This window comes from Pseudomonas sp. MH10 (genome assembly GCF_034353045.1).
In the GTDB taxonomy this organism is placed as follows: Bacteria; Pseudomonadota; Gammaproteobacteria; order Pseudomonadales; family Pseudomonadaceae; genus Aquipseudomonas.
The window spans coordinates 3,087,981-3,101,412 of the sequence record NZ_CP133783.1 but is presented as its reverse complement, the minus strand read 5'-3'; the positions used below and the strand labels follow the sequence as shown (position 1 = coordinate 3,101,412).

Here is a 13,432-nt window from a genome sequence, read left to right as displayed (position 1 = left end):
CGGCAGGTTCATTCCGTTTTCTATCGTTGAACATTAGATAACGCGGCGCGACATTCGCAGGCAAGCCTGCCCCCCAGGATCTGCGGCAATCGCATGGGAGCAGGCTTGCCTGCGAATCGATTTATCGGTCGATTCAAGGCGCGAACGGCAATTCCCGCTTGTGCTGAGTCTTGCGGTAGGTATCACGAATGATCGTGAACGCCTCTTCACGCACCGGCTCACCGTGCAGGAATGCATCGATCTCGGCATAGGTGACGCCATGGGAGGCTTCGTCCGGTTTGCCCGGCACCAGGTCTTCAAGGTCGGCGGTCGGCACTTTTTCCACCAGCGACTGCGGTGCGCCGAAGCTGCGAGCGATGGCCCGGACCTGATTTTTGACCAATCCACTCAAGGGCGCGATATCGCATGCGCCGTCGCCGAACTTGGTGAAGAAACCCATGACTGCTTCCGCCGCATGGTCAGTGCCGATCACCAACCCTTGGCGCGCACCGGCAATCGCGTATTGCGCGACCATGCGCATCCGCGCCTTGGTATTCCCGGTCACAAAATCCACAGCGCTGGCATGCTGGCCTTCGAACGCTTTGATTTGGGCCGTCAGCGCTTGCACCGAAGGACCAATGTTTACCGTGTGCGATTCGTCCGGCTTGATGCACTCAAGACTGGCTTGAGCTTCATGCTCATCCAACTGGGTTTGATACGGCAGGCGCACGGCGATGAAGCAATAGCTTTTGTCCCCGGTGCTTTGGCGCAGTTGCTCCACCGCACGTTGGGCGAGCAAACCTGCCGTCAGTGAATCAACGCCGCCACTGATGCCCAGTACCAAGGTTTTCAGCTTGGCGTTGTGCAAGCACTGCTGGATAAAAGCGACCCGCCGCGCGACTTCGGCTTCAAGCGCATTCTGGTCGGCGAAAGGGGGTTGGACCTTGAGCTCTTCAGCGATCTGGAGCTGTACGGCGTGCATGGTTCACTCCTCAACAAGTGGTGTAGGAACGGAAGTATTTAAAGCCGGCAGCTCGGCGACAGGGCTGACCGGCACTTTGAACACGTGCCGCAAATACGCGACGAAGTTCGGGTCTTTGCACTGCGTCTTGCCAGGTTCATCGGAAATCTTGGCCACAGCTTGGCCGGCGCAAGCGGTCATTTTAAGCACAATACTCATGGGCTCAATGCCCGGAATGTCGGCAGTCAAATTGGTGCCGATGCCAAAACTGACGTTGATACGGCCTCGCAGCGCGCGAAATATCTCCAGCGCCTTAGGCAAATTCAAACCGTCGGAGAACACCAGCGTCTTGCTCATTGGCTCAATGCCGAGATTCTGATAATGCGCTATGCATTTTTCAGCCCACACCACCGGGTCCCCGGAATCATGCCGCAGGCCATCGAACAGTTTGGCGAAGTACAGATCGAAATCGTTCAGAAAAGCGTCGGTGGTGATGCAGTCGGTCAGGGCGATGCCCAGCAGCCCCCGGTATTCGCGGACCCAACAATCCAGCGCGACAATTTGGCTGTCGATCAGTCGCGGCCCTAATTGTTGATGGGCCATGATCCATTCATGGGCCATGGTCCCCAAGGGTTTCAGGTCCAGTTTTCGTGCCAGCTCAACGTTGCTGGTGCCGACGAACTGACCGGGAAAGTCCTGTTTAAGCACCGAAACCACTTCCTCCTGCACGCGGTACGAGAAGCGTCGGCGGGTACCGAAGTCCGCCACCTTCAAACCGGCGAGTTCATCGCTGGAGGCATTGGCCAATAGCCAGTCGAACTTGCGGTACAGATGATCGCGGGCTTGCACCAGCATCGTGCAGGGGTGACGAATACGGTTTCGCACTTCGCTGACAATCGCCAGCAGCGGCACTTCGAACATGATCACGTGCAGCCATGGGCCATGCAGGCGAATACGCAACTCGCCGTCTTCGATGTGGGTCTGCACATAGCGCATGTTGAAGCGGAACAGACCCAGAAAACGCAAAAAGTCAGGCTTCATGAAGCTGATGCGTTCAAGAAAACCCAATTGTTCCGGGCCCATGGACAGCTCGCACAGCAGGGCGATCTGATGGCGGATCTCAGTCAGATAAGGCCGCAGATCCTCGCCATTGCGACAGCGAAACTCCCATTCCACATCCACGTTTGGGTAGTTGTGCAGCACCGCTTGCATCATGGTCAGCTTGTAGAAGTCGGTGTCGAGCAGGTTCTGCACGATACGATCGGAGAAGGCGCTCTCACTCATTTTTGTTAGGTCTCCAGTGCTGCCGGTGGGGTTGGGGTCGCAACCGAGGCTGGGTCCGCATTGTCGCCCCTAAGTTACCGGGTTATCCAACTGTTCAGTCATCCAGCGTACAAAATCCCGGATCTTGGGCACTTCAGCTGTGTGCTCCGGGTAGGCCATGTAATAGGCGTCGTGGCTCGGCAGTGCGTGGGGCCACGGGATCACCAGTTTGCCTTCTGCCAGCTCTTCTTCAACCAAAAAGCGCGGCAGCAACGCGACGCCGCAACCAACCTGTGCTGCGCGAATGCACATGTAAAAAGTTTCAAAGCGCGGGCCGTGGTAGCTGTATTCGGTTTGATAACCCTGGCTGTCGAACCATTCATGCCAGGCTTGTGGGCGTGAGCCACTTTGCAGCAGGACCAATTCGCTCAATTGCGTTGGATCAGTGAACGGGATGGCTGGCAAGCTACCGGGTGCGCACACTGCTATCAATTCTTCGTTGAACAGTTTCATCGATTCAGCGCCGGGACGCGCGCCTTGGCCAAAATAGAACGCCAAGTCGCAGCGGCCTTGAATCAAGTCATCGGGGCCCTGTTCGCTGACCAGATCCAGGTGAATATGTGGATGGCGCAACCGCCAGCCTTTGAGCCGAGGTACCAGCCAGCGAGCACCGAAGGTCGGTGGGGTAGACACCCGCAAGACTTCGGTTTCGCCGCCATACGAGCGCAAGTAGTGTGTGGACATTTCCACCTGCATCAGTATCTTGCGCACTTCGCCCAGGTACAGTGCGCCGGCCGGGGTCAGTTGCAAGCGGCGACGCACGCGTCGAAACAGCAGGTGCTGCACCAGGTCTTCAAGTTGTGCGACTTGCTTGCTGACGGCGCTTTGGGTCAGATGGAGTTCTTCAGCGGCACGGGTAAAACTCAGGTGCCGGGTCACCGCTTCGAAGCATTGCAACGCGGTGATGGACGGCAGATGACGTTTGTTGAGCATGGTCTGGCCTATGGTTTTTCTACGCTGCCAGGGCACGCGCGAAGGGCAGCATGAATAAACGGAATGATATCTCGCGTAATGGTCGTTTGTTCCTACGTCTCAGGCCAGCTATTAGTAGAGGCTGACGCTTTAGCCGCTTTTGTTTGTGCTCCCCTATTTCGGCTTTTTCATTTATAGAAACCAGGAGAAACCATGATTACCGACTTGCTCAACCGTCTCGGTGTCGATGCCTCGCTGTACCAGAATGGCAACCAAGCCGTGCACACACCGGTCGACGGCAGCCAAGTGGCTCGCGTGCATTGGGAAGGGCGAGCGGAAGTGGAACAGCACGTGACCCGTGCCGAAAACGCTTTCGAAGCCTGGCGTAAAGTGCCGGCTCCACGCCGTGGCGAGCTGATTCGTTTGTTCGGTGAAGCGCTGCGTAAGCACAAAGCCGAGCTGGGCGAGTTGGTGTCGTGGGAAGCGGGCAAGATCACTCAGGAAGGTTTGGGTGAAGTACAGGAAATGATCGACATCTGCGACTTCGCGGTCGGTCTGTCGCGCCAGCTGTACGGTTTGACCATTGCTTCGGAGCGTCCTGGCCACCACATGCGCGAAACCTGGCACCCGCTGGGCGTCGTTGGCGTGATCAGCGCGTTCAACTTCCCCGTCGCCGTTTGGGCCTGGAACACTACGCTGGCGCTGGTTTGCGGCAATGCGGTGATCTGGAAACCTTCGGAAAAAACCCCGCTGACCGCCTTGGCGTGTCAGGCGTTGTTCGAAAGCGTGTTGAAACACTTCCCGGACGCACCGGCTTACTTGAGCCAAGTCGTTATCGGTGGCCGTGAGGCGGGCGAAGCGTTGGTGGATGATCCGCGTGTCGCGTTGATCAGCGCCACCGGCAGCACGCGCATGGGCCGTGAAGTGGCTCCGAAAATCGCCGCACGTTTTGCCCGCAGCATTCTTGAACTGGGCGGCAACAACGCGATGATCCTCGGCCCAAGCGCCGACCTCGACCTGGCTGTCCGCGCGATTCTGTTCAGCGCCGTCGGCACGGCCGGTCAACGCTGCACCAGTTTGCGCCGCTTGATTGCTCACGAATCGGTCAAAGCTGAAATCGTCAGCCGCTTGAAAACCGCTTACGCCAAAGTGCGTATCGGTCACCCGCTGGAAGGTAATCTGGTCGGTCCGCTGATCGATAAAGGTGCCTACGAAAACATGCAGGACGCGCTAGAGCAGGCGTTGAGCGAAGGCGGTCGAGTCTTCGGCGGCAAGCGCGTGTTGGCTGAGGAATTCCCGAACGCGTACTACGTGACCCCTTCCATCGTCGAAATGCCTGAGCAAAGCGACGTGGTGTGTACCGAAACCTTTGCCCCGATTCTGTACGTGGTCGGTTACGAAGCGTTCGCCGAAGCCGTGCGTTTGAACAACGCCGTGCCACAGGGGCTGTCGTCGTGCATTTTCACCACCGACGTGCGTGAGGCTGAGCAGTTCATTTCAGCGCTGGGCAGTGATTGCGGGATCGCCAACGTCAACATCGGTCCAAGCGGTGCTGAAATCGGCGGCGCGTTCGGCGGTGAGAAAGAAACCGGCGGCGGCCGTGAATCAGGTTCTGATTCGTGGCGCGGCTACATGCGTCGCCAAACCGCGACCGTGAACTACTCGCTTGAATTGCCGCTGGCGCAAGGGATCACCTTCGACTGATAAGGTCAATTTGGTCAATCCCGGTGGGAGCGAACGTGTTCGCGAAGGGAGCAGCGCGGTGTTTCAGAACGACCACGTTGCCTGCTTCGCGAACACGTTCGCTCCCACTGGGTTTCGGCAACGCATTATTTAGACTATGTATCTTTCCGGGGTTTTGCGATGCCGTTACGCGAAGAATGTCTGTGGGAAAAATTGACACCGCAACGGCCTGAGGCTGAGGCGCTTAATGGAGAGGTAACGGTTGATGTGTGCGTGATTGGCGCAGGCATTACCGGCTTGTCAGCGGCGATCCACCTGTTGGAACATGGAAAGACCGTCGCCGTGCTGGAAGCCCAACGCGTCGGTCAAGGTGGATCCGGGCGCAACGTTGGGCTGGTCAACGCCGGGTTGTGGATACCGCCCGACGACATCGAAGCGGGCTTCGGCAATGAAGTCGGCAGCCAACTGAATCAAATGCTGGGTGCCGCGCCGTCATTGGTGTTCAGCCTGATCGACAAGTACGGCATCGATTGCCAACTGCGCCGTGAAGGCACGCTTCACATGGCGCACAACGCCCGTGGCGGAGCCGACCTGCGCAGCCGCGAAGAGCAATGGAAACGCCGCGGCGCCCCAGTGGAATTACTGACGGGCAAAGCGTGCCAGGACGCCACCGGCACCCAGAAAATTTCCACCGCGCTGCTGGATCGTAGAGCCGGAACGTTCAACCCGATGGCTTACACCAGCGGGCTGGCCAAGGCGGTGGTCGGACTCGGTGGTCAGGTGTTTGATCACTCGCCGGTCACCCGTCTCGAACGCCAAGGTGGTCGCTGGTGCGTGATCACCGAGCACGGTGCAGTGCTCGCCGAAAAAGTCGTGATCGCGTCCAACGCTTACACTGAGGGTGAATGGACCGAGCTGCGGCGCAATTTCTTCCCCGGTTATTACTATCAGGTCGCTTCGGCGCCACTGACAGAGGACGCGGCGCAGCAGATTTTGCCCGGTGGCCAAGGTTCGTGGGACACACGCCAAGTACTCAGCAGTATTCGCCGCGACGCTGATGGCCGTCTGTTGTTGGGGAGCCTGGGCAACGGCAATCAAAAGCCAACCTGGTTTCTCAAAGCGTGGGCCGACCGGGTTCAGCAGCATTACTTCCCGTACCTGAAACCGGTTGAGTGGGAATGCACCTGGACGGGCACCATTGCCTTCACGCCAGATCACCTGTTGCGTTTGTTTGAACCTGCTCCGGGCCTGGTTGCTGTCACGGGCTATAACGGCCGTGGCAACACCACTGGAACCGTCGTCGGCAAAGCGTTCGCCGATTACCTGTGCCATGGCGATCCAAAAGCGCTACCGGTACCCTTCGCTCCGATGAGTCCATTGACGGGTGTGGGAATACGCAGTGCGCTCTACGAGGCGGGATTTTCGCTGTATCACGCGGGCCAGTGCCTGCGGATCGTGATTTAAGGCGATTTTTTCGCGCATCCTGCGGCGCTTTATCGCGCACCCGCTACCCTGTGATGGTGCATCCTGTAGCGGTCGCGCACCGTAGGTGTGCAGTTCGGTGACGCATACTGTTACAGTCCGGTTGCACGCAGTCATTTACACGGGTTGCAATTATTATTTGCGTGGGTTGCGCTCTTTTTTCGGGAGGGTTGCACCTGCTGCGTTTTAGACGGTTGCACGCCCCGAGAATTGGGCCCCAAAAGGTCGTGGCTGAACAAAATAACGACTTTTCAAAGAATAAAAACCCTATGGCACGCCACTTGCTCTGACCTTGTAGCTGAATCAAAGCTTCCGCTGAAGTTGCTGTGCTAACTAAAATCTCAGGAGCACCATCACCATGTCACAGACGTTTTACAGAAAAGGTTTTCTGGCACTCGCAGTTGCTACTGCATTGGGTGTTTCTTCGTTTGTTCAGGCCGCGGATCTCAAAATTGGCGTTGCCGGTCCGATGACAGGTGCTAACGCTTCGTTTGGCCTTCAATACATGAAGGGCGCTCAGGCTGCAGCCGATGCGATCAACGCAGCGGGCGGCGTTGAAATTGGCGACGGTATTAAGGAAAAAATTGTTTTGGTCCAAGGCGATGACGCCTGCGAGCCGAAACAAGCGGTAGCGGTCGCCAACAAATTGGTCGACCAGGATAAAGTTGCTGGTGTCGTGGGTCACTTCTGCTCGTCGTCGACCATTCCCGCTTCTGAGGTCTATAACGACGCCGGCGTGATCGCAATCACTCCGGGTTCAACCAACCCAATGGTAACTGAGCGCAACTTCAGCGCAATGTTCCGTATGTGCGGCCGTGATGACCAACAAGGCATCGTTGCCGGTGATTACATCGTTGACGTCCTGAAAGGCAAGAAAGTTGCCGTCATCAACGACAAAGACACCTACGGCAAAGGCCTGGCTGACGCGACTTCAATGCAGTTGACCAAGCGTGGTGTTAAACCGGTTCTCGAAGAAGGCTTGACCCGTGGCGAGAAAGATTTCAGCGCCCTGGTGACCAAGATCCGTTCGGTTGGGGCTGACGTGGTCTACTTCGGTGGCCTGCACCCAGAAGCCGGTCCACTGGTTCGTCAACTGCGTGAACAAGGCCTCAAAGACGTCAAGTTCATGTCGGATGACGGCATCGTGACTGACGAATTGGTCACCACCGCTGGCGGCGCGCAATTCGTTGACGGCGTGTACATGACTTTCGGCGCTGACCCACGCATGCTGCCAGACAGCAAGGCTGTGGTTGATCAATTCCGCAAAGCCGGTTACGAGCCTGAAGGTTACACCCTGTACGCTTACGCTTCGGTTCAGGCACTGGCTGCTGGCTTCAATGGCGCCAAGTCGAACAAAGGCGAAGACGCTGCCAAATGGCTGAAAGCTCACTCGGTTAAAACCGTAATGGGCGAGAAAAACTGGGACGCCAAAGGCGACTTGAAAGTCTCCGACTACGTGGTTTACCAGTGGGACAAAAACGGCAAATACCACCAGCTTGATAAGCAGAAGTAAGTAAAACGCATAGACGGGCCTGTCGCTTGTAAAAGCCCAGGCCCTTCTTGTAAGTGGGTCCCTGCAATCCTGCAGCCCCGGATTTCTTCTGAGCCACATGCTTGCGGCCCGAAGCACCTCACGAGGGCGCGTCGGTGTTGTGTCAGGGTGGCCTCTCAAGTTCGAGAGAGTGCGTGATGGACGGTATTTTCCTGCAACAAATGGTCAACGGTCTGACCCTCGGGTCGGTCTACGGGTTGATCGCCATTGGCTACACGATGGTTTACGGCATCATTGGCATGATCAACTTCGCCCATGGCGACGTGTACATGATCTCCTCTTATCTGGCCGCTATAGGTCTTGCTGTTCTTGCTTTCTTCGGTGTCGAATCCTTCCCCTTCCTGATTCTGGGCACGTTGGTGTTCACCATCGTGGTCACGGGCGTTTATGGGTTCGTTATCGAGCGGGTCGCTTACAAGCCGCTGCGCAACTCCACTCGTCTTGCGCCGCTGATCAGCGCCATCGGTATTTCGCTGATCCTGCAAAACTATGCACAGATCGCTCAGGGCGCGCGGCAACAGGGCGTGCCTACCTTGCTTGAAGGCGCTTGGCGCTTTAACGTCGGCACCGGCTTCGTGCAAATCACCTACACCAAAATCTTCATCCTCATCGCCGCCTTCGTTGGTATGGCCGTGTTGACGTACATCATCAAGTACACCCGGCTGGGCAGGATGTGCCGCGCGACTCAACAGGATCGCAAGATGGCCTCGATTCTCGGTATCAACACCGACCGGGTAATTTCCTACGTGTTCATCATCGGTGCCGCTATGGCTGCGTTGGCAGGCGTGTTGATCACCATGAATTACGGGACGTTCGACTTCTACGCCGGCTTCATCATTGGCATCAAAGCCTTCACCGCAGCGGTACTGGGCGGGATTGGTTCATTGCCGGGTGCGATGCTGGGCGGTTTGATCCTGGGGGTTGCCGAGTCGCAGTTCTCCGGTTTGATCAATTCCGATTACAAAGACGTGTTCAGTTTCGGCCTATTGGTATTGATCCTGATTTTCCGTCCTCAAGGCCTGCTGGGTCGCCCACTCGTGGCGAAGGTATAAGCGTATGTCCTCAACTAGTTCTGCTCCTCCTGTCAAACCAATGGATATCAAACGCAGCCTGATCGACGCGGTGGTCGCCGGGTTACTGGCCCTGATCGTGTTTGGTCCCATTGTCGGCATCGTGCTCGACGGCTACAGCTTCAACCTGCAACCCACCCGCGTGGCGTGGCTGGTAGCGGCGGTTATGCTGGGACGCTTTTTGATCAGCCTGTTTCTGCAGACGCCCAAGGGCCTTGCGGTTTCTCAAAGTTTTGAAACCAGTGGTTCCGGCGTGCATGTACTGCCGCCCGATCACAAATCCAAGCTGTATTGGATTCTGCCCATCGTGATCGCGGTGGTCATCATCTTCCCGATCTTCGCCAACAAGTACCTGCTCACGGTGGTCATCCTCGGAATGATTTACGTGTTGCTGGGCCTGGGCCTGAACATCGTGGTCGGCCTGGCTGGCCTGCTCGACCTGGGTTACGTCGCGTTCTACGCGATCGGCGCCTACGGCTTGGCACTGGGGTATCAATACCTCGGGCTAGGTTTTTGGTCGGCATTGCCATTGGCGGCCATCGCTGCGGCGTTAGCGGGCTGTATTCTCGGGTTCCCCGTTTTACGAATGCACGGCGATTACCTCGCCATCGTGACCTTGGGCTTTGGTGAAATCATCCGTTTGGTACTGACCAACTGGATCGGTTTTACCGGTGGGCCAAATGGCGTACCGGTGCCTTCACCGACGATTTTCGGCCTGGAATTTGGCCGCAAAGCTAAAGACGGCGGCATTCCGATCCACGAGTTTTTTCACTTTGACTACAATCCGAACCTGAAATACCTGTTCATCTACATTGTGCTGTTCCTGGTCGTGATGGCGGTGCTGTACATCAAGCACCGTCTGACCCGCATGCCGATTGGCCGTGCGTGGGAAGCCTTGCGCGAAGACGAAATCGCCTGCCGTTCCATGGGCCTGAACCACGTGCTGGTCAAGCTCTCGGCATTCACTATCGGGGCATCGACTGCCGGTTTGGCCGGGGTATTCTTCGCCAGCTATCAGGGCTTCGTTAACCCGACCTCGTTCAGCTTCTTCGAGTCCGCGCTGATCCTAGCCATTGTCGTATTGGGCGGCATGGGCTCTACCGTCGGCGTGGTCATCGCGGCCTTCGTACTGACGGTCGCGCCGGAACTGCTGCGCAGCTTCTCTGAATACCGCGTGTTGCTGTTCGGAATCCTGATGGTGCTGATGATGATCTGGCGTCCACGGGGTTTGATCCGTATCAGCCGTACCGGGGTAACACCGCGTAAAGGCGTATTGATCAACAAGAGGACTGCGCCATGAGCGACGAAATCGTTCTTTCGGTCGAGAACCTGATGATGCACTTCGGTGGCATCAAGGCCCTCAGCGATGTCAGCCTCAAGGTGCGTCGTAACTCGATCTTCGCCCTGATCGGTCCTAACGGCGCAGGCAAGACCACCGTTTTCAACTGTTTGACCGGGTTTTACAAAGCCACCGGCGGCAAGATCGAACTCAATGCCCGAGGCGACCGTACCGACGTCATCAAGCTACTCGGCGAGTCGTTCAAAGCAGTCGATTTTGTTTCGCCGAAAAGCTTTCTCAGCCGCGTGTACTACAAAATGTTCGGCGGCACGCACTTGGTCAACCGCTCAGGTTTGGCCCGAACGTTCCAGAACATTCGCTTGTTCAAGGAAATGTCGGTCATTGAAAACCTGTTGGTGGCCCAGCACATGTGGGTCAACCGCAACCTGCTGGCCGGCATCCTCAACACCAAGAGCTATCGCCAAGCCGAAGACGATGCCATGAGCACCGCCTTCTATTGGCTGGAAGTGGTGGACCTGGTGGATTGCGCCAACCGCCTGGCCGGTGAACTGTCCTACGGTCAACAACGCCGTTTGGAGATCGCCCGCGCCATGTGTACCCGGCCTCAGGTGATCTGCCTGGATGAACCGGCTGCGGGCCTCAACCCACAAGAAACCGAAGCGCTGAGCGGCATGATCCGTCTGCTGCGCGACGAACATGACATGACCATCGTGCTGATCGAGCACGACATGGGCATGGTCATGGGCATTTCCGACGATATCGTCGTGCTTGACCACGGCAACGTAATTGCCGTTGGCGGGCCGGAACAGATTCGCAACGATCCGAAAGTGATCGCGGCGTACTTGGGCGCTGATGAAGAGGAGTTGGTATGAGCGTACCCATCCTCGAATTGAAAAATATCGATGTGTTTTATGGGCCGATCCAGGCCTTGAAAAAAGTGTCGTTGCACATTGATGAAGGCGAGACCGTCAGCCTGATTGGTTCCAACGGCGCGGGCAAATCCACGCTGCTGATGTCGATTTTCGGCCAGCCACGGGCCGCCAGTGGGCAGATCATGTACCAAGGCGTCGACATCACTCAAAAGTCGTCGCACTACATCGCCTCTCATGGCATCGCACAGTCGCCAGAAGGGCGGCGGGTGTTCCCGGACATGAGCGTCGAGGAAAACCTGCTGATGGGCACCATCCCCATCGGCGACAAGTTCGCTTCGCAAGACATGCAGCGCATGTTTGAGATGTTTCCCCGCCTTAAAGAGCGCCGCAATCAGCGCGCCATGACCATGTCAGGCGGCGAACAGCAAATGCTCGCCATTGCCCGCGCACTGATGAGCCGTCCAAAACTGTTGCTGCTCGACGAGCCGTCCCTGGGTCTGGCTCCGATTGTGGTTAAACAGATCTTCTCGACCCTGCGCGAGCTGGCGAAGTCAGGCATGACCATCTTCCTCGTTGAACAGAACGCCAACCACGCGTTGCGGCTCTCGGATCGGGCGTATGTGATGGTCAACGGCGAGATTCGTCTGACCGGCACCGGGCAAGAATTGTTGAGCAATGACGAGGTTAGAAACGCCTACCTTGGCGGTCACTGATCAGGACGGGTTACATCGGCAAAACCACAGCGCGCCTTGGGAAATTAGCCCAAGGCGCGTTTTTTTTGAATTGTGGAAAACATTTTTAGCAAGCTCTTAAATCGCGGCATAAAGACGCTGCAAATAGTTGTTTTGTCACGGTTTTGACTTGTCCAAGATTGCTGTGGAGGTAGCTGTGGGTAACATGGGAGTAGCTGGCTGTAGCCCTTGTTATACGTGGCCTCCAGCAGGTTGGTTGTTTTTTGATCAGCGGTTTTTCCACTAGCTCCCAAGCAGTCTGTCAATGATTTTCTACCTGTTTGTTCATACAGGTTTTGTGTGGGCTCAACCTGTGGATAAGTCGGTGGACAAGCACTGGAAAGGTTGTTCTAGAGGCCGTGGTTACTGGCATGGAGCCTTCACTGTGTTTTCCCTCTGGAAACTACTTTTTAACGCCGTCAGGTATGGCGGGCAGGGTCAAGTAAAAAACTTCCACAAAAACTGCACGGCCTGCGATGTATCAGGTTGACGGCAGATTGCAGTTGCCCCCAAAGACTGTGGGCGGTGCTGTGGATAAGGTGGGTAAAACTCGTTGCAGCCCATACGGGCTATGGCTTTGCGCCAATAGAGTGTTTTTCGTACAGCTGCAAACGACGGGCGCCGACGCATCCGACGCTTGCTGGTCATACACCCGTCCGGGCATTCTGCCGGTCTGTTGCCCTTATCGTAATCATGGCTGTGCTTGTTTTAGCGCTGCATCAGGAGAAAGAAATGACGTCCACTGTATTCATTACCGGTGCCACCTCCGGCTTTGGCGAAGCCTGCGCCCGCAAATTTGCCGAAGCTGGCTGGTCGCTTGTGCTGACGGGTCGTCGTGAAGAGCGCCTGAATGCGCTGTGCGCTGAATTGTCGAAACAGACCAAGGTCCATGGCCTGGTGGTGGACGTGCGTGACCGTGCGGCCATGGAGAGCGCCATTGCCGGTTTGCCGGCTGAATTCGCGACCATTCGCGGGTTGATCAACAACGCCGGTCTGGCATTGGGTGTTGATCCGGCGCCGAAATGCGATCTGGACGACTGGGACACCATGGTCGACACCAACGTCAAAGGCCTGATGTACACCACCCGTTTGCTGTTGCCGCGCCTGATCGCTCACGGGCGTGGTGCGGCGATCATCAACCTGGGTTCAATCGCCGGCAACTACGCGTATCCGGGCAGCCACGTCTATGGCGCGACCAAAGCATTCGTTAAGCAGTTCTCGTTGAACCTGCGCTGCGATTTGATTGGTACCGGCGTGCGGGTGACCAACCTTGAGCCGGGACTGTGTGAAAGCGAATTCTCGCTGGTGCGTTTCGCGGGCGACAAAGAACGTTATGACGCCACGTACGCGGGTGCCGAAGCAATCCAGCCGCAAGACATCGCCGACACGATTTTCTGGCTGATGAACACCCCGGCGCACGTCAACGTCAACAGCCTGGAATTGATGCCGGTCAGCCAGACCTGGGCTGGTTTTGCGATTGACCGCACGCGCGGCTGAGTCAGCGACACCGAGTCGCTCGCTTCCCGAATAAATTCGGTCCTACAGGGTTTTGTGTCCGTAAAAAAAA

At 56.8% G+C, this 13,432-nt stretch carries 11 protein-coding genes; 8 read left to right on the top strand and 3 right to left on the bottom strand.

The window, feature by feature from the left end:
• Positions 1–133 precede the first annotated feature (133 nt).
• The 3 genes from nadE to RHM59_RS13865 form a co-directional block, all read right to left on the bottom strand.
• The gene (gene nadE, locus RHM59_RS13875) at positions 134–961 is read right to left on the bottom strand and encodes an ammonia-dependent NAD(+) synthetase (RefSeq protein ID WP_322167402.1); all 828 of its coding nucleotides are present in this window, start codon (positions 959–961) and stop codon (positions 134–136) included.
• A 3-nt stretch (positions 962–964) separates the two neighbouring features.
• Complete coding sequence (gene pncB, locus RHM59_RS13870) at positions 965–2,224, bottom strand: nicotinate phosphoribosyltransferase (RefSeq protein ID WP_322224392.1); 1,260 nt, start codon at positions 2,222–2,224, stop codon at positions 965–967.
• Positions 2,225–2,293: 69 nt separating this feature from the next.
• Positions 2,294–3,196 carry a LysR substrate-binding domain-containing protein gene (locus RHM59_RS13865; RefSeq protein WP_322167404.1) on the bottom strand — a complete coding sequence of 301 codons (903 nt, stop codon included), beginning with the start codon at positions 3,194–3,196 and terminating at the stop codon, positions 2,294–2,296.
• Between the two features lie 192 nt (positions 3,197–3,388).
• Here RHM59_RS13865 and RHM59_RS13860 point away from each other — a divergent pair, with 192 nt between their 5' ends.
• The 8 genes from RHM59_RS13860 to RHM59_RS13825 all read left to right on the top strand — a co-directional run bounded on the left by RHM59_RS13860 (position 3,389) and on the right by RHM59_RS13825 (position 13,362).
• Positions 3,389–4,879, top strand: coding sequence for an aldehyde dehydrogenase family protein (locus tag RHM59_RS13860; protein WP_322224390.1), 1,491 nt, complete (start codon positions 3,389–3,391; stop codon positions 4,877–4,879).
• Positions 4,880–5,038: 159 nt separating this feature from the next.
• A complete protein-coding gene (locus tag RHM59_RS13855; RefSeq protein WP_322224388.1) occupies positions 5,039–6,322 on the top strand; it encodes an FAD-binding oxidoreductase in 1,284 nt (427 codons plus the stop codon).
• Between the two features lie 376 nt (positions 6,323–6,698).
• Positions 6,699–7,853, top strand: a complete 1,155-nt coding sequence (locus RHM59_RS13850; protein ID WP_322167407.1) for an ABC transporter substrate-binding protein — start codon at positions 6,699–6,701, stop codon at positions 7,851–7,853.
• Between the two features lie 176 nt (positions 7,854–8,029).
• Positions 8,030–8,944, top strand: coding sequence for an ABC transporter permease subunit (locus tag RHM59_RS13845; protein ID WP_322167408.1), 915 nt, complete (start codon positions 8,030–8,032; stop codon positions 8,942–8,944).
• A 40-nt stretch (positions 8,945–8,984) separates the two neighbouring features.
• Entirely contained in the window at positions 8,985–10,262 is a 1,278-nt protein-coding gene (gene livM, locus RHM59_RS13840; RefSeq protein WP_416194752.1) for a high-affinity branched-chain amino acid ABC transporter permease LivM, read from the top strand.
• Positions 10,259–11,134, top strand: a complete 876-nt coding sequence (locus RHM59_RS13835) for an ABC transporter ATP-binding protein (protein ID WP_322224386.1) — start codon at positions 10,259–10,261, stop codon at positions 11,132–11,134. Before livM ends, RHM59_RS13835 begins: the two co-directional genes overlap by 4 nt.
• Positions 11,131–11,847 (top strand): ABC transporter ATP-binding protein, encoded by a 717-nt coding sequence (locus RHM59_RS13830; protein ID WP_322167412.1) that lies wholly within the window; start codon positions 11,131–11,133, stop codon positions 11,845–11,847. The genes RHM59_RS13835 and RHM59_RS13830 overlap by 4 nt, the downstream gene beginning before the upstream one ends.
• A 750-nt stretch (positions 11,848–12,597) precedes the next feature.
• Positions 12,598–13,362 carry an SDR family oxidoreductase gene (locus RHM59_RS13825; RefSeq protein WP_322167413.1) on the top strand — a complete coding sequence of 255 codons (765 nt, stop codon included), beginning with the start codon at positions 12,598–12,600 and terminating at the stop codon, positions 13,360–13,362.
• The last annotated feature ends 70 nt before the right edge of the window (positions 13,363–13,432 follow it).

Excerpts from the sequence above, each read along its gene's own strand:
- nadE (WP_322167402.1), bottom strand. The coding sequence starts at position 961 with ATGCACGCCGTACAGCTCCAGATCGCTGAAGAGCTCAAGGTCCAACCC.
- pncB (WP_322224392.1), bottom strand. The coding sequence starts at position 2,224 with ATGAGTGAGAGCGCCTTCTCCGATCGTATCGTGCAGAACCTGCTCGAC.
- RHM59_RS13865 (WP_322167404.1), bottom strand. The coding sequence starts at position 3,196 with ATGCTCAACAAACGTCATCTGCCGTCCATCACCGCGTTGCAATGCTTC.
- RHM59_RS13860 (WP_322224390.1), top strand. The coding sequence starts at position 3,389 with ATGATTACCGACTTGCTCAACCGTCTCGGTGTCGATGCCTCGCTGTAC.
- RHM59_RS13855 (WP_322224388.1), top strand. The coding sequence starts at position 5,039 with ATGCCGTTACGCGAAGAATGTCTGTGGGAAAAATTGACACCGCAACGG.
- RHM59_RS13850 (WP_322167407.1), top strand. The coding sequence starts at position 6,699 with ATGTCACAGACGTTTTACAGAAAAGGTTTTCTGGCACTCGCAGTTGCT.
- RHM59_RS13845 (WP_322167408.1), top strand. The coding sequence starts at position 8,030 with ATGGACGGTATTTTCCTGCAACAAATGGTCAACGGTCTGACCCTCGGG.
- livM (WP_416194752.1), top strand. The coding sequence starts at position 8,985 with ATGGATATCAAACGCAGCCTGATCGACGCGGTGGTCGCCGGGTTACTG.
- RHM59_RS13835 (WP_322224386.1), top strand. The coding sequence starts at position 10,259 with ATGAGCGACGAAATCGTTCTTTCGGTCGAGAACCTGATGATGCACTTC.
- RHM59_RS13830 (WP_322167412.1), top strand. The coding sequence starts at position 11,131 with ATGAGCGTACCCATCCTCGAATTGAAAAATATCGATGTGTTTTATGGG.
- RHM59_RS13825 (WP_322167413.1), top strand. The coding sequence starts at position 12,598 with ATGACGTCCACTGTATTCATTACCGGTGCCACCTCCGGCTTTGGCGAA.